At 52.1% G+C, this 17,907-nt stretch carries 15 protein-coding genes and 1 rRNA gene (1 of these 16 running past the window's edge); 7 read left to right on the top strand and 9 right to left on the bottom strand.

Features of this window, described 5'->3' with window-relative positions; translation table 11 throughout:
- Positions 1–55: 55 nt before the first annotated feature.
- The gene (locus tag EFB11_RS03490) at positions 56–883 is read right to left on the bottom strand and encodes a Cof-type HAD-IIB family hydrolase (protein WP_122788944.1); all 828 of its coding nucleotides are present in this window, start codon (positions 881–883) and stop codon (positions 56–58) included.
- A 9-nt stretch (positions 884–892) separates the two neighbouring features.
- Positions 893–2,014 (bottom strand): iron-containing alcohol dehydrogenase, encoded by a 1,122-nt coding sequence (locus EFB11_RS03485; protein WP_122788943.1) that lies wholly within the window; start codon positions 2,012–2,014, stop codon positions 893–895.
- Between the two features lie 173 nt (positions 2,015–2,187).
- On the opposite strand from EFB11_RS03485, the gene EFB11_RS03480 reads away from it, so the two are divergent.
- On the top strand, positions 2,188–2,832 hold the full coding sequence (locus tag EFB11_RS03480; protein ID WP_122788942.1) for a transaldolase family protein: 645 nt from the start codon (positions 2,188–2,190) through the stop codon (positions 2,830–2,832).
- A gap of 60 nt (positions 2,833–2,892) precedes the next feature.
- On the opposite strand, the gene glgA is transcribed toward EFB11_RS03480, so the two are convergent.
- Positions 2,893–4,335 (bottom strand): glycogen synthase GlgA, encoded by a 1,443-nt coding sequence (glgA, locus tag EFB11_RS03475; RefSeq protein WP_122788941.1) that lies wholly within the window; start codon positions 4,333–4,335, stop codon positions 2,893–2,895.
- A gap of 208 nt (positions 4,336–4,543) precedes the next feature.
- Between glgA and EFB11_RS03470 the strand changes: the two genes are divergently transcribed.
- Genes EFB11_RS03470 through EFB11_RS03460 form a run of 3 tightly spaced genes read left to right on the top strand, consistent with a single transcriptional unit; the run spans position 4,544 to position 7,359 of the window.
- On the top strand, positions 4,544–5,197 hold the full coding sequence (locus EFB11_RS03470; protein ID WP_122788940.1) for a response regulator transcription factor: 654 nt from the start codon (positions 4,544–4,546) through the stop codon (positions 5,195–5,197).
- Positions 5,198–6,598, top strand: a complete 1,401-nt coding sequence (locus EFB11_RS03465; protein WP_122788939.1) for a sensor histidine kinase — start codon at positions 5,198–5,200, stop codon at positions 6,596–6,598.
- Positions 6,595–7,359: a hypothetical protein gene (locus EFB11_RS03460; RefSeq protein WP_122788938.1), complete on the top strand. Its 765-nt coding sequence runs from the start codon at positions 6,595–6,597 to the stop codon at positions 7,357–7,359. The genes EFB11_RS03465 and EFB11_RS03460 overlap by 4 nt, the downstream gene beginning before the upstream one ends.
- Before the next feature lie 58 nt (positions 7,360–7,417).
- Here EFB11_RS03460 and EFB11_RS03455 read toward each other — a convergent pair whose 3' ends face one another.
- The 3 genes from EFB11_RS03455 to EFB11_RS03445 are packed head-to-tail and all read right to left on the bottom strand — an operon-like array spanning position 7,418 to position 10,063.
- Positions 7,418–7,975, bottom strand: a complete 558-nt coding sequence (locus EFB11_RS03455) for an accessory gene regulator B family protein (protein ID WP_164706585.1) — start codon at positions 7,973–7,975, stop codon at positions 7,418–7,420.
- Positions 7,956–9,353 (bottom strand): sensor histidine kinase, encoded by a 1,398-nt coding sequence (locus tag EFB11_RS03450; RefSeq protein ID WP_122788936.1) that lies wholly within the window; start codon positions 9,351–9,353, stop codon positions 7,956–7,958. Before EFB11_RS03450 ends, EFB11_RS03455 begins: the two co-directional genes overlap by 20 nt.
- Positions 9,350–10,063 carry a LytR/AlgR family response regulator transcription factor gene (locus EFB11_RS03445; protein ID WP_164706584.1) on the bottom strand — a complete coding sequence of 238 codons (714 nt, stop codon included), beginning with the start codon at positions 10,061–10,063 and terminating at the stop codon, positions 9,350–9,352. The genes EFB11_RS03450 and EFB11_RS03445 overlap by 4 nt, the downstream gene beginning before the upstream one ends.
- Positions 10,064–10,449: 386 nt before the next feature.
- Between EFB11_RS03445 and EFB11_RS03440 the strand changes: the two genes are divergently transcribed.
- Positions 10,450–11,826 carry an MATE family efflux transporter gene (locus EFB11_RS03440; protein ID WP_122788934.1) on the top strand — a complete coding sequence of 459 codons (1,377 nt, stop codon included), beginning with the start codon at positions 10,450–10,452 and terminating at the stop codon, positions 11,824–11,826.
- Positions 11,827–11,903: 77 nt separating this feature from the next.
- Here EFB11_RS03440 and EFB11_RS03435 read toward each other — a convergent pair whose 3' ends face one another.
- From EFB11_RS03435 to EFB11_RS03425, 3 genes are all read right to left on the bottom strand, one after another.
- Positions 11,904–13,247 carry an MATE family efflux transporter gene (locus EFB11_RS03435; RefSeq protein ID WP_122788933.1) on the bottom strand — a complete coding sequence of 448 codons (1,344 nt, stop codon included), beginning with the start codon at positions 13,245–13,247 and terminating at the stop codon, positions 11,904–11,906.
- A 122-nt stretch (positions 13,248–13,369) separates the two neighbouring features.
- Positions 13,370–14,491, bottom strand: a complete 1,122-nt coding sequence (locus EFB11_RS03430; RefSeq protein ID WP_122789710.1) for a DUF362 domain-containing protein — start codon at positions 14,489–14,491, stop codon at positions 13,370–13,372.
- A gap of 195 nt (positions 14,492–14,686) precedes the next feature.
- Positions 14,687–15,928: a 6-phosphofructokinase gene (locus EFB11_RS03425; RefSeq protein WP_122788932.1), complete on the bottom strand. Its 1,242-nt coding sequence runs from the start codon at positions 15,926–15,928 to the stop codon at positions 14,687–14,689.
- A 237-nt stretch (positions 15,929–16,165) separates the two neighbouring features.
- Between EFB11_RS03425 and fba the strand changes: the two genes are divergently transcribed.
- The gene (gene fba, locus EFB11_RS03420; RefSeq protein WP_122788931.1) at positions 16,166–17,134 is read left to right on the top strand and encodes a class II fructose-1,6-bisphosphate aldolase; all 969 of its coding nucleotides are present in this window, start codon (positions 16,166–16,168) and stop codon (positions 17,132–17,134) included.
- Positions 17,135–17,703: 569 nt separating this feature from the next.
- Positions 17,704–17,907: ribosomal RNA gene (locus tag EFB11_RS03415) — 16S ribosomal RNA — on the top strand; it runs 1,324 nt beyond the window's last position.

The raw sequence follows: 17,907 nt of genomic DNA, 5'->3' as shown, positions 1-17,907 counted from the left end.
TGGCGATTACAGCAACAAAAGAGCGATGCCGTTTGGCATCGCTCTTTTGTTAGGTTTAGGTGTTAGGTGTTGTGAGGCAATAGTTTCGAAGGACCCATGCAACGCCGTCTTCGTCATTGGACGGCGCGCAGACATCAGCGCTGGCCTTGACCAGATCATCGGCATTGCCCATGGCAACGCCAAGACCGGCTTGTTGCAGCATTTGGATGTCGTTATCGCCATCTCCCATGCAGATGACCTGCTCCATGGAAAGGTGCAGATCATCGCAAACCAGAGAGATCGCATGGGCCTTGTCGACACCGGTTGCTACGACATCGAATCCGACCGGTGCACAACCGGTCGGTTCCAGGGTGGGATACGCCTGAATTTGGTCATAGATCTGCTGCAAACGGGGACGGTCTTCCTCGTAAACCAGCACTTTGACAACCTGGTCGAGATGGTCGGAGAGTTGTGCCGGCGATAGGCCGGTGTGCGAATCGCACCGTTCCTCCGGCGGTAGATCTGCGTTCAAATGGTCGTATAAAAAGCGGTCATCATGGTCCGCATTGGTGTAGATATGGTGCTCGTTTTTGAAAAACATCGTCGTAGTGGGCGAGTTTTGCAAAATATCAAGCAGGAACTGCACGGCCTGCGAAGACAGGGGATGCTGAACGACCTTTGAACCGAGCTGATACCAGGCGCCATTGCTGCAAATCACCCGGATACGGGGATCGATCTGCCGTGCCAGCCAGCGGGCAAAACACGGGGGACGTCCGGTCACCAAATAGATGTAGATCCCACGATCCAGGCAGTCGATGAGCGCCTTGCGGTTTTCCATACTGACGGCACGGGATCGATTCAGCAGCGTGCCGTCCAAATCCAAACAAACCATCTGATACATCATGATAAACCCTTAATACGAATTTTTCAGAATCGCTTCCAACTCTTCCCGGGTGCCGAACGGCAGGAAATCCAGAACCGGGCAGGCCAGCATTTCGGCAAAGTCCTGTTCGGATACATCAAAATCACGCAGCTTGCAGAACAGGCCGATCTGCTTGAGGAAGTCACACAGAACGGTGTACAGGTCGGTTGCAGCCGGATCAAACAGGCGGGCAACCTCAGCAAACTGCTGCGCATACTTGCTCTGCATCTGAGCCACAAACGCCGGGAATACCACAGCCAGTGCCTGGCCGTGCGGCAAGTGGGTGATACCGCCAATGATTTCAGACAGCGGGTGCGGTGCCGCAGCGCCCGAGTTGGACAGCGCACGGCCAGCCAAGGTGTCTGCCAGCGCAAGCTGGGTGCGATAGGTCAGGTTGGAAGGGTCCTGAATGGCCTTCGGCAGGTTGTTGACCACCAGTTCCATAGCGTGCATGGAATCCATCTGGCTGTACGGCGAAGCGTGCGAATTGATATAGCTTTCAAACGCATGGGTAAACGCATCAAAACCGGTTGCGGCGGTCATGCGTACGGGCAGCGTCAGCATGAGCGTCGGATCGACGATACATACCTTGGAGAACAGCGACGGATGGTAGAAAGTCAGCTTTTCCTTGCCGCGTGAGATGACCGCTGCCTGTGTGACCTGCGAGCCAGTACCCGAAGTGGTGGGAACGGCCAGAAGCGGAAGTACAGTCTCCGAATAGGGTGCATAGTCCTCATAGGGGGACGAGAAGTTCTGGAACAGATAATCCCAGTCGATCGCTTCCTGACCATGGGTGAAGGCAATGGACTTTGCGGTGTCGATGCTGCTGCCACCGCCGACAGCCAGAACAAAGTCTGCCGGATGCTGTTTCAGAAGTTCAAAGCCCTGTTCGACGATCTCAACGGTCGGATTGGGCTGTACCCGGTCAAAGTGGAAGACCGAGATGCCTTCCTTCTCCAGCAGCGCGATGACGCGAGCGTAAAGGGGACGGAGCGGCTCGTCCGGCGAGGTTACGAGAAAGCAGCGCTTGCCATACCGGGCAGCGATCCGGCCCAGATCTTCCAGGCGATTGCTGCCAAAGCAGATCTTTGTGGGCTGATAGTATTGAAACATGTTGAAACCCTCCTAATCTTTCTTTCGTTCAGTATAAAAAAGATTTGGAAGAAATGCAATGTAGGCACTGTTATCACTTCTTCCCATAACATTGTGGCAAAAGCCTGACAGATTGGTCCCTTGCTGGATGGAAAGCGATTGGCATATAATGAGAAAAAAGGAGTGTGAAACCGATGAAGTATTTGATCGACAGCGCCAATCCGGAGGAGATCGGTCAGGCACTGGCCTGGGGGGCTTGCGGGATTACGGCCAATCCGAGCATGTATCGTGCACAGAAGGTGCAGATCCTCGATTTTCTGCAAACATACACCCGAGAGGAACTGGAATTTTTAAGCGGCGAGGTCGTTGCGGACGATGTACAGACCATGCTGGCGCAGGCCGAGCGAATCGCCCAAGTCGATCCCAACATTGTCATCAAAATCAATTTTAGTCCGGAAGGATTGGAGCTTTGCAAGCTTTTGCACCGGCGAGGGGTTCGCTGCGCGATGACCCTGATTTTCACGGTGGCGCAAGCGGTGGCGGCCATGAATGCTGGTGCCGACTACGTCTTTCCGTTTGTAGGGCGGACCGACGCCTTTGCCGGCGGGGATGGGCTGCAAATGGTCGAAGCAGTGCAGCAGATTGCAAGCCGCCGCGGTGTATCGGTGGTGGCAGCTTCCATCAAAAGCTTGTATCAGCTGGAAGCCCTGGCCAAGATGGGCGTACCGTATGCGGCGCTTCCCTTTGCACTGTACCGTCAGTCCCTCATGCACCCGCTGACCGTGGATGGACAGAAAACCTTTGCAGAAGATTGGGCGCAAATGCAGCATTCGATTTAAAGAGAGCACGAAAAAAGGTAGACGCATGGGCGTCTACCTTTTTGTAATGCAAGCGAGATGTTAGGTGAGAGAATCGTAGAGGGCTTCATATTTCTTGGCCGACTCGTTCCACGAGAAGTCAGCTTCCATGCCGCGTACGGCCATAGCATCCCAGGCGTTGCGGTCATCGTAGAAGATCTGCTCGGCATAGAAGATGGTGCCCAGCATTTCATCAGCATTGTAGTTGGCAAACGAGAAGCCGGTGCCGGTGCCGGCGAACTGGTTATACGCTTCCACCGTATCGCGCAGACCGCCGGTCTCGCGCACGATCGGTACGGTACCATAGCGCAGGGAAATGAGCTGGGTCAGGCCGCACGGCTCAAAGCGGGACGGCATGAGCATGGCATCCGCAGCCGCATACAGACGATGAGCACGCTCATCGTTGAAATAAATGTTGGCCGAGACTTTATCTTTGCGCGACCATTCATAGTGGCGCAGCAGATTTTCATAGCGCGGGTCGCCGGTGCCGATGACGACAAACTGAATGCGCGAATCGAGCAGACGGCCGAGCACCCATTCGACCAGATCGAGGCCCTTTTGGTCGGTCAAACGGGTGATCATAGCAAGCATCATCACTTCGGGATCGACCGGCAGACCGAGTTCCTCCTGCAAGCGGGCCTTGTTGGCCGCTTTGCCCTTACGGAAGGTCTTGGTGGTATAGGTCTGATACAACTTGGGGTCATTGGCCGGATTGTAAATATCATAGTCAATGCCGTTGACGATGCCGGACAGCGTGTCCGATTTGGCGCGAAGCAGACCGTCCAAGCCTTCGCCATAGTAGGGCATTTTGATTTCTTCGGCATACGTATTGGAAACCGTCGTGATACGGTCAGCGTAGACCAGGCCGCCCTTGAGCATGTTGGCATCCTTTTTAAATTCCATGCGGTCGGGCAGGAAAACATAATCGGGCAGATCGGTGTACAGTTTCAAGGTCTGGATGTCCCATACACCCTGGAATTTCAGGTTGTGAATGGTCATAATCGTGCGAATGCCCTGATAGAACGGGTTGGGCTTGAACAGTGTATGCAGGAACACCGGTACCACGCCGGTCTGCCAGTCGTGGCAGTGGATGATGTCCGGATGGAAGTCGATGACCGGCAAGATCGCCAGCGCAGCCTTGGAGAAATAGCAGAACTTTTCAATGTCCCAGTGGATATCGCCATAGGGCTTTTCTCCGCTGAAGTAATGCTCGTTGTCAATAAAGTAATAGGTAATGCCGTCCATTTCATAGGTCATGATGCCAACATAGACATTGCCCAGACGGCCGAGGTCCATATAAAAATGATGGATGTAGCGGAACTGGCTGCGATATTTGGCCGGAATGCTCGCATAGTCCGGTAAGATCACACGCACGTCATATTTGGTGCGGTCGAGCGATTTCGGCAACGCGCCCACAACGTCAGCCAGGCCGCCGGTTTTCACAAAAGGAACGCATTCGGAAGCGACAAATAAGATGTTTTTCATGACAATCCTCCTCAGTTTCGCGGATCCCCGCGTCCCGTACCAGGGTACGCAACACTTCTGATTCTAGTATACCATATTTTTTGCCATTGCAGGGGAAAAGCAACAAAAAACACAAAGGAAAAATTTTTCTAACGCTAGGGGATGCAAATATGATACAATCATCCTATACGATGGAAACCACAAATTTGAGAGAAAAAAGGGGATGAATATGTTACGCGTTCTGATTGTAGAAGATGAAAAGCCGATCTCCGAGCTGATCCGCATCAGCCTGGCCGGGGCCGGTTATCAGTGCGTATGCGTATACGACGGCTTGGCGGCTGCCGACCGCATTGAGCAGGAGCAGTTTGATCTGGTGCTGCTCGATGTGATGCTCCCTGGGGCAGATGGCTTTGAAGTGATGGAGTATATTCGTCCGCGGGATATTCCGGTCATTTTCCTGACCGCCCGTGGCACGGTATCCGATCGGGTCAAAGGCTTGAAACTGGGCGCGGACGACTACCTGGTCAAGCCCTTTGAGATCGCAGAACTGCTGGCGCGCGTTGAAACCGTGCTGCGCCGGTATCACAAACTGGACCGCATCATCGAAATCGGCGGCCTGACCATCGACATTTCCAGCTGGTCGGTATGCCGAGATGGCGTGCCCATTGCACTGACCAAGAAAGAATTTGAACTGCTGCTTTTGTTTGCGCGCAATCCGGACATTGCCCTGTACCGCGAAACGATTTACGAGCGGGTATGGCAGAGCGATTACATGGGCGACAGCCGCACGGTCGATCTGCATGTGCAGCGGCTGCGCAAGAAAGTAGGCTGGGAAGACAAAATCAAGGCTGTATATAAGATCGGTTATCGCCTGGAGGTGTAAATGAGCTATCGGGATAAGCTGCGGCTGATGATTGTACTGCTGTTGGTGCTTTCGGTCGGGCTATCGGGCGCATGGCTGATTACCGTGTCCTTTGACAATGCGTTGAACCAGGAAGCGGGCGCTGCACAGGATGAACAGCGCATGGCGCTGTCGATGCTGTCGGCAGCGACCAGCAATGCGGAATGGGATGCACGCGATCTGGCGGGCGCAATCCGCACGCTGGAGCGGCAGAGCGGCCAGTCGTTCCGTTTAAGCGATGGACAAGGCCGGGTGCTGTATCAGCAGGTTCATCACGGACAGACCTTTCAAGCGGGCCTGATTGAGAAGGCCGATGAAAAGACCATGGCTTGGCGGGTGCAGCAGGAGAGCAATGGCAATCACATGATCCAGACGGCAGGCATGCTCACCGATGGCAAACAGAAGTTTTATCTGGAAGCCTTGCGGCCGATCGAGGACATTTATGAAGCGCGCAAGGCGTTGAGTCATAGCTTTGTTGGCCTGTTGTGCGCGATGGCTGTCATTGGCTCGCTGGCGGCTATGCTGTTATCCCACTGGCTGACCGGGTCGTTGACCGCTCTGGCTGAAACCGCGCGTGCCATTACCGAGGGCGATCTTTCCCGTCGGGCCGACGAACAAGGACAGGATGAGATTGGCCAGCTGGCACGCGATTTCAATCTGATGACCAACCGGTTGTCCAAAAATATTCAGGCGCTGCAAGGTGCCGTCGAACGGCAGGAAGAATTTATGGCTTCGTTTGCCCATGAGATGCGCACGCCGATGACTTCGATCATTGGGTATGCCGATTTGCTGCGTTCGACTGAACTGCCGCCTGCCAGCCGCGCCGAGGCGGTGCATTACATCTTTTCCGAGGGCAAGCGGTTGGAAAGCCTGTCCAACAAACTGCTCGACCTGATCGTCCTGCAAAAACAGGACATTGCCAAAAAGCCTTGCAATATGGGCGCACTGATCCGGCAGGCAGGTGGCCTGTTTGAGCAGCGGTTCCAGAAAGCAGGCATCACCTTTTCTTGTCAGACCGATGATACGGTCTGGCTGGTGGAACCCGATTTGTTTCAAACACTGGTCATTAATTTGCTGGACAATGCGCGCAAGGCCATGCCGGATGGCGGACACATTACGCTGCAAGCCGGGAAGATGGATCGGGAATGGCGGATGAGCATTCAGGATACCGGACGCGGAATGCCGGCAGAAGCCATCCCACGCTTGACCGAAGCATTTTACCGCGTGGATAAGGCGCGTGCGCGTGCGAGCGGTGGCGTTGGTCTGGGACTGCGTTTGTGCGCCGAAATCGTCAAACTGCATCAGGGAACGCTGTCCTTTGCAAGCCAGGAGGGACGCGGCACGACCGTGACCGTCTGCTTCCGAGAGGGGGCTGCGTTATGAAGTGTAAACATTTCATCAGCCTGGGAGCGGTGGCAGTCGCGTTGCTCTTATGTGCAGCGCTGCCAGCTTTTCTGGCACGCGGGCATGATATGCAGCAGATCAATACCGTTCACACGGTCGAGATGGAGCCCATTCGTCTGGGGGAAGAAAGTACCTATACTTTGCCCCAGCGCCTGGCATTGCTCAGCGGACAGAATACCTACGAAGATGCCCAAACCATGGTTTTTCAGACGGGTATCAATTATGACCACCAAAGAGCCCGGCAAAATGCTAGGACGCAGATGGATCTAATGCACGAATCTGGTCTTCTGCCCGAAAGCAGCAGTATGTATACTAAGACCTTTGTCAACGGCGTGGAGTTTACCGCCGACAGTCACGATCCGGCATGTAGTCTGATGCAGTGGGAGATTCATGCAATTTCTGAGCGTTATTTTATAACGCTGTCAATGGATGATGAAACCGGGAAGATCTTGCAATATCATGTGGCCTGCAATCAGACCGACGACACTTGGACTGAGCCAATGGACCTGTCGCAAATGGCACAGGCGTGGGCAGCATATTTGGACCTGACTCTGAAAGAAGAGGAAGAAACCAAAATGCGGGACATCACAACCATTTGGTTTCCCAACATGCAAGGAATCCAGACACCAGAACTGGATGATAACAGCCACGTGATACGCGTTGTGGTGGGAGACGAACAGAACGAGGTCGAATATTGTATCTATGTGACACAGGCAGAATTTTGGGCTTTTGTCGCGTAAAATCAAACAGCCTGGGATAGCAGTGTAGCTGCTTCTCCCAGGCTGTTTTTATGGACTTTTAAATGTTTACATTCGACTTGCGCCAGGCCATGTAAAGCGAAAAGGCAATGCATACCAGCACCAGCAGCACCAACCGGGCAAAGATCCACAGCTGCAAGGCAAGGAAAAGGCCAGAAAGTAGCACGAGAAGGATCAAAATGATATGCATTCGGTGAGTGACTTGCACGAGCCGTTCGGGGCTGAAGGGATTGTTTTCATGCGGCAGGGGAGCAATACGCCAGATGACCAGGACCGCGAGAAGCCCCAGAGCCAGACAAATCCCAACCGGGACATAGTGGCAGGCCAGCATCAGTCCAGCCCAGACCGCAATGCTCATCACAAAGCAGCGCATGGGAGTCGAGGCATGATATCCGCCGGTATGGCTGCGCAGCAGCAGGAACGTGGCATCAAAAAGCAGAGTTTCCGGAACCAGATGCAGAAAAATGGCCAAAAGAAGCTGTGCTGCATGAAATGAAATGGTTTCGACCAGGCAGAACAGGCCATATTCCTGCACCTCAGCATCTTCCGGGGCAATGATATTGCGGGAAATTAGGAAATTACTCCATCGTTTGAACATGGGAATGTGCCTCCTCGGTGTTGATATAGGATGCGTGAATGTGCTCGACTTTGGCGCCTTGGGAAAGGGCGAGCTTGGCGGTGAAAATACCGTTTTGATAGGTGGCATGGAAAAAGCCGCTGTATCGGTTGGCAACGCGCTGTAACTGCTTCATCCCGATGCCGTGCCGTGCGCCAGGCTTACTGGTGCGGAATCCATTGCGGCCTTGGGTGGGTCGCACTTCACTGGGATTGCTGCAACGAATGACCAGGAAACTGTCGGCCTGATGTAAGGTCAGTTCCAGCCAGCGATTTTCGGGAAGCTGATTTTTTTCACACGCTTCGATGGCATTGTCCAGCAGATTGAACAGAGCGGCACAAAGGTCTGAGATGGTAATGGTCAGCGGTTCGGGGAAACAGATTTCAGCTGACACCTGAATGTTATGCTTTTTCGCATAGATAAACTTGGAATTCATCAGAGCGTCCACAGCTGGCACACCGGTATTGACAAACGCCGAACTGGCAGCCAGGGAGCCCAGGATGTCTTTGACATAATTGACCACTTCGGTATCATTCTGCTGCTCGGCCAGAGAAGCAATGATTTGCATGTGGTTGCGAAAATCATGCTGTGCGCCTCGAATCTGCTCATACATGGAGGACACGGCCTTTTGCTGCTCAAGCTGCTGTTCGGCTTGGAGCAGTTCGTTTTCCAAACGGTATTTGCGTTCGGCTTCGGAAGACAAACTGAGGGCGAGCAGGAAAAACAGAATGGTAATGATCAGAAAGATGATCGGAAACGCACCCAGAATCGAATGAATCGCTTCTGGGTGCAGGTTAGCCACCCATTGGAATGCAACCACAAAGCTGGCTAGAAACCCGATGCCCGAACACAGCGCAATCCACTGCGACGTGTGGATGGCACGCGGATGAATGATCGGCTTGCGGCGGTACAGCAACAGAATGCAGCCGCCCCACAGCAAATAAAGCAGGCTGCGGGATTCTAAAATACCAAATACCATCAAAAATGAGGTATCGGATACGTCCGAAAAAGAAACATGCGGGAATAAAAGTGCCAAAACAAACGGGACACTGCTTTCACAGGCATACATGCTGACCAAATCCACGACCGGCAGAAAGAGGGATATCGCGAATTTATGTTCCGAGATCGTCCAGCAGTAGAATATTTTAAGAAGAACAACCCAGGCGGTTTTCACAAGATAATGGATGTCGCTAAAGCTGAGCAAACAGCAGAAAAGCGTGAACACACCCACGCAAAGTCCATAAAAGGACCAATGGAATTTGTCACGATTGGGCTGGATGACCAGCCAGAAAAGCAGCAGCGGCAAGGCCTGGTCCAGCAAAGAAGATAAGATAATCAAAATATTTTCTAGGATTGTCACAGAGTTCCTCCAAGATGGGTAGCTAAAAATTGGATGACAGCCGGGCGATAGCTGCGGCTGACCGGGATTTGTTCTCCATCATCCAGACAAAGCGATTTATCGGACAGGGTATGGATGTACCGATAGTTGACCAGATACGAGCGGTGGGTCTGGATAAAGGTATGGGGCGGGAGTTCCTGCCGCAACTCGCAAAAGCTTTTACGGCAGTCGATTTGTTCCTGCTGGGTTTGGATGCGGCAAACATGCCCGGTCGCTTCGATGTACAAGATCTGTTCAATGGGCAGGAACCACCAGCGGCCTTTTTGGATGATGCGCAGCATTTGCTGCTGCTTGGACTGGGAAAACGCATAGGCCTGTTCCATGCAGGACGCACAGTCCTTGGGCGTGATAGGCTTCATCAGATAACGAAATGCCTGAACGGTATAACCATCAAAAACATATTTTTGATGGTTGGTCAGAAAGACAATGGGAACATGCGGATGATGAGAACGGATGGCTTGTGCGGCATGCAGCCCTGAACCGCCGGCCAGTTCAATATCAAAAAAGAAAATATCAGTTTGAGAAGCCGTGTTGTCATCGATCGATACTTCGCTGGGATAGGACGCGATGCGGACAGTACAGTGATGTGTGGCGCACCAATCCTGCACCGCTTGTGTCAGCTGCTGCACCGCAGCCGGCTGATCCTCAAAAATACGGACATTCAGTTCCACAGTGTTCCCCCTGTTCGCGATGAACGGCAAAAAATGTATGCTTTTGGAATTTTATATACTTTTATTATAAACGGTTCCAATCAAATTGCAAGAGCAAGAACCGCTGCCAGTGCCGCGGGGGCAGCCAATCGGGCGATGGGACGGCGGATTCGTTTAGACAAACAGGAAGACAGATGAAAACTCCTCGGTATTTTTGATGAAAAACCGTCAAAAGGGAGAAAATCGCATTTGGGCTTTGGGGGATATTGCATTCTATTTCGGGTTGGAATAAGATATAGTGAGCAAAGAAAGTGTAAAGAAAATGTAAATCTATTTTGTGGGCTGGCTGTATGGGGGTAGGATCCCCAAAACGACATGGGCCAGAGAGAAAGGAGCCCCTCACCGTAATGAAAAAATCCTATGAGATCGATATGTGCAATGGGCCGTTGCTCAGCCGTATCCTGCTGTTTTCGCTGCCGCTGATTTGCTCGGGCATCTTACAGCTTTTGTTCAATGCCGCTGACATCATCGTCGTGGGCCGCTTTACCGGCAGTCAGGCGATGGCAGCCGTTGGGTCGACCAGTTCCCTAATCAATCTGCTGGTCAATTTTTTTATCGGTATTTCGGTCGGAGCGAATGTATTGATCGCACGTTTTTGCGGGGGCAATGATTTTGATGATGCCCAGGAAACCGTACAAACTGCTTTGTGGACAGCCATTACGGGAGGCATGATCCTGATTGTCGTCGGCGTTCTGGCGGCGCGCCCCATGCTGGAATGGATGGCAACGCCGGAAGATGTACTCGACCAGGCAGTGCTGTACATGCGTATTTATTTTATCGGCATGCCGGCCACCATGCTTTACAATTTTGGCGCCGCTGTTTTGCGCGCCGTGGGCGATACCAGACGTCCGCTGTACTTCCTGATGATGTCGGGTGTTGTAAACGTAATTTGCAATCTGTTCTTTGTCATTGTGCTCGATCTCGGGGTTGTAGGTGTTGCGTCGGCGACCGTCATCGCTCAGATCATTTCGGCGTGCCTGATCGTCTATTGCCTGACCCAAATGGATGGGGCTTGTCATGTGGATTTGAAACACATGCACTTCCATCTGGATAAATTCCGCCGTATGATGCAGATCGGCTTGCCGGCAGGCCTGCAAAGCGTGATTTTCAACATTTCCAATGTGCTCATTCAGTCGTCCATCAATTCCTTTGGTGCGATCGTGGTGGCCGGGAATACCGCAGCGGCCAACATCGAAGGTTTTGTCTATACGTCGATGAATGCGATTTATCAGACAGCGCTCAGCTTTACCAGTCAGAACCTGGGCGCCCGGCAGTATGGACGCATCGATCAAATTCTGATTCGGTGTCTGATTTTGGTGACCTGTATCGGTCTGCTGCTAGGCAATGGCGCGCATTTCTTTGGCCGCGAATTGCTGAGCATTTATTCGGGCGAGGCCGAAGTCGTTTCGTACGGTATGGCACGATTGAACGTGGTAGCAGTTACCTATTTCTTATGCGGCATGATGGATGTGGTCGCAGGCAGTGTACGTGGTATGGGATATTCGGTCATGCCAATGCTGGTATCCCTGGCAGGTGCTTGTGTATTCCGTATTTTCTGGATTTTTACCATCTTCCGTTGGCAGCATACCCTATTTGTATTGTACATCTCGTATCCGATTTCGTGGATTTTGACCGTCTGTGCGCATGTCGTGTGTTATCTGGTACTGCGGCGCAAAGTCTTTCGGCCGGTCCAAAAGCAAACCAATGTCCCCAGCGTATCCTGACCATACAGTACAGCCGTTGTACTGAAAAAAACTCCCTCTGCCTTGGCACATCGTGCAGGCAGGGGGAGTTTTTGGATTCAGGCAGTTTTTTTCAAAATCGTTTTCCATTTGCCGGTGCGATATTCGGCCAGCGAGATCAGATAATTGGCCAGCCAGCCGATGGGGACAGCGTACCAAACCAGTGCAACGCCAAACCGTGGCGCCAGGCAAACAGCAATCAGCACCCGAAGTCCCAGATTGACCAGATTGGCCAGCGTAAACACCGGCATATCGCCTGCGCCACGCAGAACGCCATCGGTAATCATCTTGCAGCCCAACAGCACAAAGAACCAGCTGATAAACCAGGTATAATCCATACCGGTTTGCAACGCTGCCGGGGTACCATCTTCGCCGAGGAACAGGGTAATCAAGGGGCGATAGGCCACTTGCAGGATGACACATAAAATCACGGCAAAGCAGGCAATCACACGATAGGAAAGACGATAGCCCTGCCGGATGCGGTCGATCTGATTGGCACCCAGATTTTGCGCAGTATAGGAAGCAATCGCATTACCCATGGCGACCATGGGCACAAAGCAGATGTTTTCAATGCGAACCGCGGCCGAGTATCCGGCCAGTACTTCGGCGCCAAACCGGTTGACCACCGATTGCACGAGCATCATGCCGATGGACACGGTCGACTGCTGCAAAATGGTCGGCAGCGCGATGCGCACCATCTGCCGCAGTTCGGACAGGTCAAAGCGATAGGGATGGGGAATGGCATAGTTTCGAATGGTCCGCAGAAAAATGACAAAGGATGCGAGCGCGGAAACCCCTTGAGCGAGCAAGGTCGCCCAGGCAACACCGGTCACCCCGAGCCCAAGGACACAGACCATGTACAAGTCGAGCAGGATGTTGAGCACAGAAGAGAAAATCAGCAGACCCAGCGGGATTTTGGACCGTCCAAGGGCATTGAACATCGCGGACAGTACATTATACATAAACAGGAAGGGCAGCCCTAGAAAATAGATCTGCAAATAGGCGGTCGCATCGTCCAGAATGTTGGAGGGTGTCTGTAACAAATCCATGATCTGTCGGCAGAATACGAGACCAAATGCGCTGAGCACCAGACTGAGCACCAGAAAAGACAACAGAGCGGTAGCAATGGAGCGCTTCATCCGTCGATAATCGCGCTGTCCAAAGGTCTGGCTGGTGATGACCGCGGCCCCCATGCCGCCGCCTAAGGCGACCGAAATAAATACATTGGTCAGGGAATAGGAGGCGCCGACCGCGGCCAGAGCGTTTTCGCTGACAAACCGTCCAACAATGACCGAATCGGCCATGGTGTAAAACTGCTGAAACAAATTCCCAATCAGAATCGGAAATGCAAAAACGAGCAATGCCCGCAGAGGCCGCTCGTGCAGAAGATATTCTTTGTCCATACATAACCATCCATATCGTTTTCCTTTATTGTATCATAATTTGCCGAAAAAGGGGAATCCATTCCCTGCACTTCGGGTAAACAAAAAAACCACCCCGCATGGTGACGGGGTGGTTTGGATTCTTACAGGCGAACCAGTTCATATTGCCGGGTGCCGAGACCGAGTTTTTCTGCATGCTCAAGCGCCGACTGCCAGTTGGTATCCGGATGCGCCGCATGGAAATGGTCGTGGGCATCGTGGATATGATGACGTTCATGTTCATCAAACAGCAGGCTTTGCGGATTGGCAGGTGCTGCATTAACGGCATCGACACAAGCCTGGTCGAGTGCAACCGGGTCAAACGAAGCAAACATACCGATATTCGGGACCAGTGCCACATCGTTTTCGGCATGGCAGTCGCAGTTCGGAGATACATCGATGACCAGCGAGATGTGGAAGCAGGGACGGCCATCGACGACTGCCTTGGTGTATTCGGCGATTTTGCGGTTGAGAACAATGTTGGATTCATCATACCCGCAGCCAACCGCGTCGGTGGGACAAACGCCAATGCACCGGCCGCAGCCAACGCATTTATTATGGTCAATGTGTGCCTTTTTCTCGGTAATGGTGATTGCGCTATGGGCGCAAATGCGCTGGCACATGCCGCAGCCAACGCAGGGCGACGGGTCGACCTGTGGCTTACCGGCATTGTGCATTTCCATTTTACCGGCGCGCGAGCCGCAGCCCATACCAATGTTTTTCAGGCATCCGCCGAAGCCGGCTGCCTCGTGGCCTTTAAAGTGCGTCAGCGAAATAAAGATGTCCGCATCCATGATTGCCTGACCGATTTTGGCTTCCTTGACATATTCGCCGCCTTCTACCGGAACATAGGCTTCATCCGTGCCCTTCAGACCATCGGCAATGATGACATGACAACCCGTGGAGAACGGAGAAAAGCCGTTGACATACGCCGAATCCAAATGATCGAGCGCATTTTTGCGGCCGCCGACATAGAGCGTGTTGCAGTCGGTCAAAAACGGTTTGCCGCCGCGTTCCTTGACAAAGTCTACGACCGTTTTGGCCCAGTTGGGACGCAGATACGCCAAATTGCCTGGCTCCCCAAAGTGGATCTTGATGGCTGTAAATTTCTTATCGAAGTCGATTTCCCCCATGCCGGCGGTCTTCATCAAACGGGTGAGCTTTTGCGGAAGATTTTCGGTCAGTGTGGTGCGGAAATCGCAAAAATAAACCTTAGACGGATTCATATCCTTCATTCCTTTCTTGTCCTTCTGTGTTCAGTATAGCATTGGACGCGGGGCGAATGCAACCAAAGTCGGGGGAAGAATGTAAATTCTGGGGGCTTGCACAAAATCACAAAACCTGGAGTGCACTCCATCTCATGCAACTTGTTTGGATAGAAAAAAGCGGGGCCCCAAAGGGCCCCGCCGGGATAGCATATTTTAAACTTCTGCCTTGATCTTCTTGAGCTGAGCAAAGCGCGGCAGGCCGTCTTCCTTCGGGCCTACGTTTTCGCCAGCGATCAGCGGCATTGCGTACTCGATGAACTTCTCGGTTACGCCGTTGCCTTCTTCGTTGATCCAGTCGCGCGGAACCTTCTTCTCGGTGTTCGCAACCTGGGACAGCGGCAGCAGTTCGATCTCGCACTTGTAGCCGTTTGCATCACGGGTGCACTTGAAGCCCGGCATAAAGTCGGTCTTGCCAGCGATTGCGTTTTCAACTGCAGCCTTACCGGACATGTAGGACTCGTCTACGTCGGTCTTGGAAGCGCAGTGTGCAGCGCAGCGCTGCAGCAGGGACAGCTCGATGCCGCGAACCTTAGCGCCGGTCTCGCTCTTCACCTTTTCTGCCAGCATAGCAGCCAGGCCGCCCAGCTGTGCATGGCCGAAGCCGTCGGTTGCAGAGGTCTTTGCCTCGGAAACGAAGGAACCGTCTGCATAGTGGATGCCTTCGGAAACAGCTACCAGGCAGTTGCCCTTTTCTTCGTAAACCTTCTTGACATCGGCAATGAACTTGTCCATGTCGAAATCGGTCTCCGGCAGGTAGATAAGGTCCGGACCTGCACCCTTTGCGGTTGCCAGGCCAGAAGCTGCGGTCAGCCAGCCAGCGTGACGGCCCATGATCTCAACGATGCAGATCATGCCGGTGTCGTATACGCGAGCGTCCTGATAGATTTCCATGCAGGAAGTTGCGATATACTTAGCAGCCGAAGCAAAGCCCGGGCAGTGGTCGGTGCCGAACAGGTCGTTGTCGATGGTCTTCGGAATGCCCATGACGCGGCATTCGTAGCCAGACTTCATCATATACTTGGAAACCTTGTTGCAGGTGTCCATGGAGTCGTTACCGCCGTTGTAGAAGAAGTAACGGATGTCATACTTCTTGAACATCTCGAGAATGCGCTTGTAATCGGTATCGTCTACATCCGGATCTGCCAGCTTGTAGCGGCAGGAACCCAGAGCCGAAGACGGGGTGTACCGCAGGAGCTTCAGTTCTTCGCGGTCTTCCTTATCGATATCGTAGAGCTGATCATCGAGCAGGCCCTTGATGCCGTGAGCCATGCCGAATACACGGGTGATGGAATCCGAATCGAGCGCTGCTTCGATTGCACCGAGAACGGAAGAATTGATGACCGAAGTCGGGCCACCGGACTGACCGATGACGCAAGCGCCTTTTAATTCACTCATTTTGAAATACCTCCTAAAAAACTTACAACCCAAATTCAGGCGTTTCAAGTCATTCAAATCATATCATAAAACGTCTGTAAAATCAATTTCTTTTCCAGGTTTTCTATGAAATTTCAGCTTCATCAACAAAATGGTAACAAAAAGCTTGATTTTACAACGTTACACTGGTAAGATATTGTTAGGATTGCTTGTGAAAAATGAAGCAAAATCAAATTCATTCGAAAGGAAGTTATTAAAATGCCATTAGTAACTACTACCGAAATGTTTAAGAAGGCTTACGACGGCGGCTACGCTGTCGGTGCTTTCAACGTAAACAACATGGAAATTGTCCAGGGTATCACCGAGGCTTGCCAGGAGCAGAAGGCTCCGGTCGTTCTGCAGGTATCCAAGGGCGCACGTGCTTACGCAAACCACAACTATCTGGTAAAGATGGTTCAGGCTGCGGTTGAAAACTGCCCGGAAATCCCGATCGCTCTGCATCTGGACCACGGCGACTCTTTTGAAATCTGCAAGAGTTGCATCGACGGCGGCTTCACCTCGGTTATGATCGATGCTTCCTCCAAGCCCTTCGAGGAAAACATTGCACTGACCAAGCAGGTTGTTGAATATGCACACGCACACGGCGTTGTTGTAGAAGCTGAGCTGGGCACCTTGGCTGGCGTAGAAGACGAAGTTGTTGTAGAAGCAGGTCAGGAAAGCTACACCCATCCGGAAGAAGTTGAGGAGTTCGTATCCCGCACCGGTTGTGACTCGCTGGCAATCGCAATCGGCACTTCTCACGGCGCATACAAGTTCACTGCTGCACAGTGCACCCGCAACGAGGAAGGCATCCTGGTTCCGCCTCCGCTGCGTTTCGACGTACTGGAAGAGTGCATCAAGCGTCTGCCGGGCTTCCCGATCGTTCTGCACGGTTCTTCTTCGGTTCCGCAGGAATTTGTTAAGATGGTTAACCAGTACGGCGGCAACATGCCGGACGCAATCGGCATTCCGGAAGATCAGCTGCGCAAGGCTGCAAAGCTGGCTGTCTGCAAGATCAATATCGACTCCGATATCCGTCTGGCAATGACTGCAACCATCCGCAAGCACTTTGCTGAGCATCCGGCTGACTTTGACCCGCGTCAGTACCTCAAGCCGGCTCGTCAGGCTGTTAAGGACATGGTTACCCATAAGCTGATCAATGTTCTGGGCTGCAACGGCAAGGCCTAATTTTGCTTCATTAAAACAAGCGTTTACAGGGAAAGCGGCACATTCTGTGCCGCTTTCTTTCGGTTTTGAAAAACTTTGACGAAAACGGGAAAAAAGGTGTTGACAAAAGGGGAAAGTTGGCGTATATTAACTAAGCTGCTTTTCAAAAGCAGCGACCGCGAAAAGAAAACTTCGGAAACAATGAAAAAAGTTGTTGACAAAGGGTTCGAAATGCGGTATACTAAATAAGCTGTCCGAAAGGATAGCGAACCAGCTCGAAAAGTTCCGAAAGAACTTGATAAACTAGATTCGAAGTTGAAAAACTTCGAAAAAAGTTAAAAAGTTCTTGACAGGGCGAAATGAGTCTGGTATAATAAATAAGCTTTCACTCGAAAGGGTGAAGCGAACATTGCACCTTGCAAATTAAACAACGAAATGCTTACTTTAAATAGTATGTGACGAACCTGAAAATTCGCTTGAGTTTTTACTCTAGTAGAATCCAAACAGAAGTCGGAACTCTGTTTTAAAAGTTAAACCGACACGTCAGACTCTAAAGTCGATTAGATGAGCGTTTTGCTCTTTTAATAACATTTTTAGAGAGTTTGATCCTGGCTCAGGATGAACGCTGGCGGCGTGCCTAACACATGCAAGTCGAACGGAGTTATTTTGGAAATCTCTTCGGAGATGGAATTCTTAACTTAGTGGCGGACGGGTGAGTAACGCGTGAGCAATCTGCCTCGGAGTGGGGGATAACAGTCGGAAACGACTGCTAATACCGCATAATGCATCGGGAT

The sequence above is a fragment of the Intestinibacillus sp. Marseille-P6563 genome, assembly GCF_900604335.1.
GTDB lineage: Bacteria > Bacillota > Clostridia > Oscillospirales > Butyricicoccaceae > Butyricicoccus_B.
The sequence above is the reverse complement of the archived record's forward strand: the minus strand, read 5'-3'. Positions and strand labels throughout refer to the sequence as shown.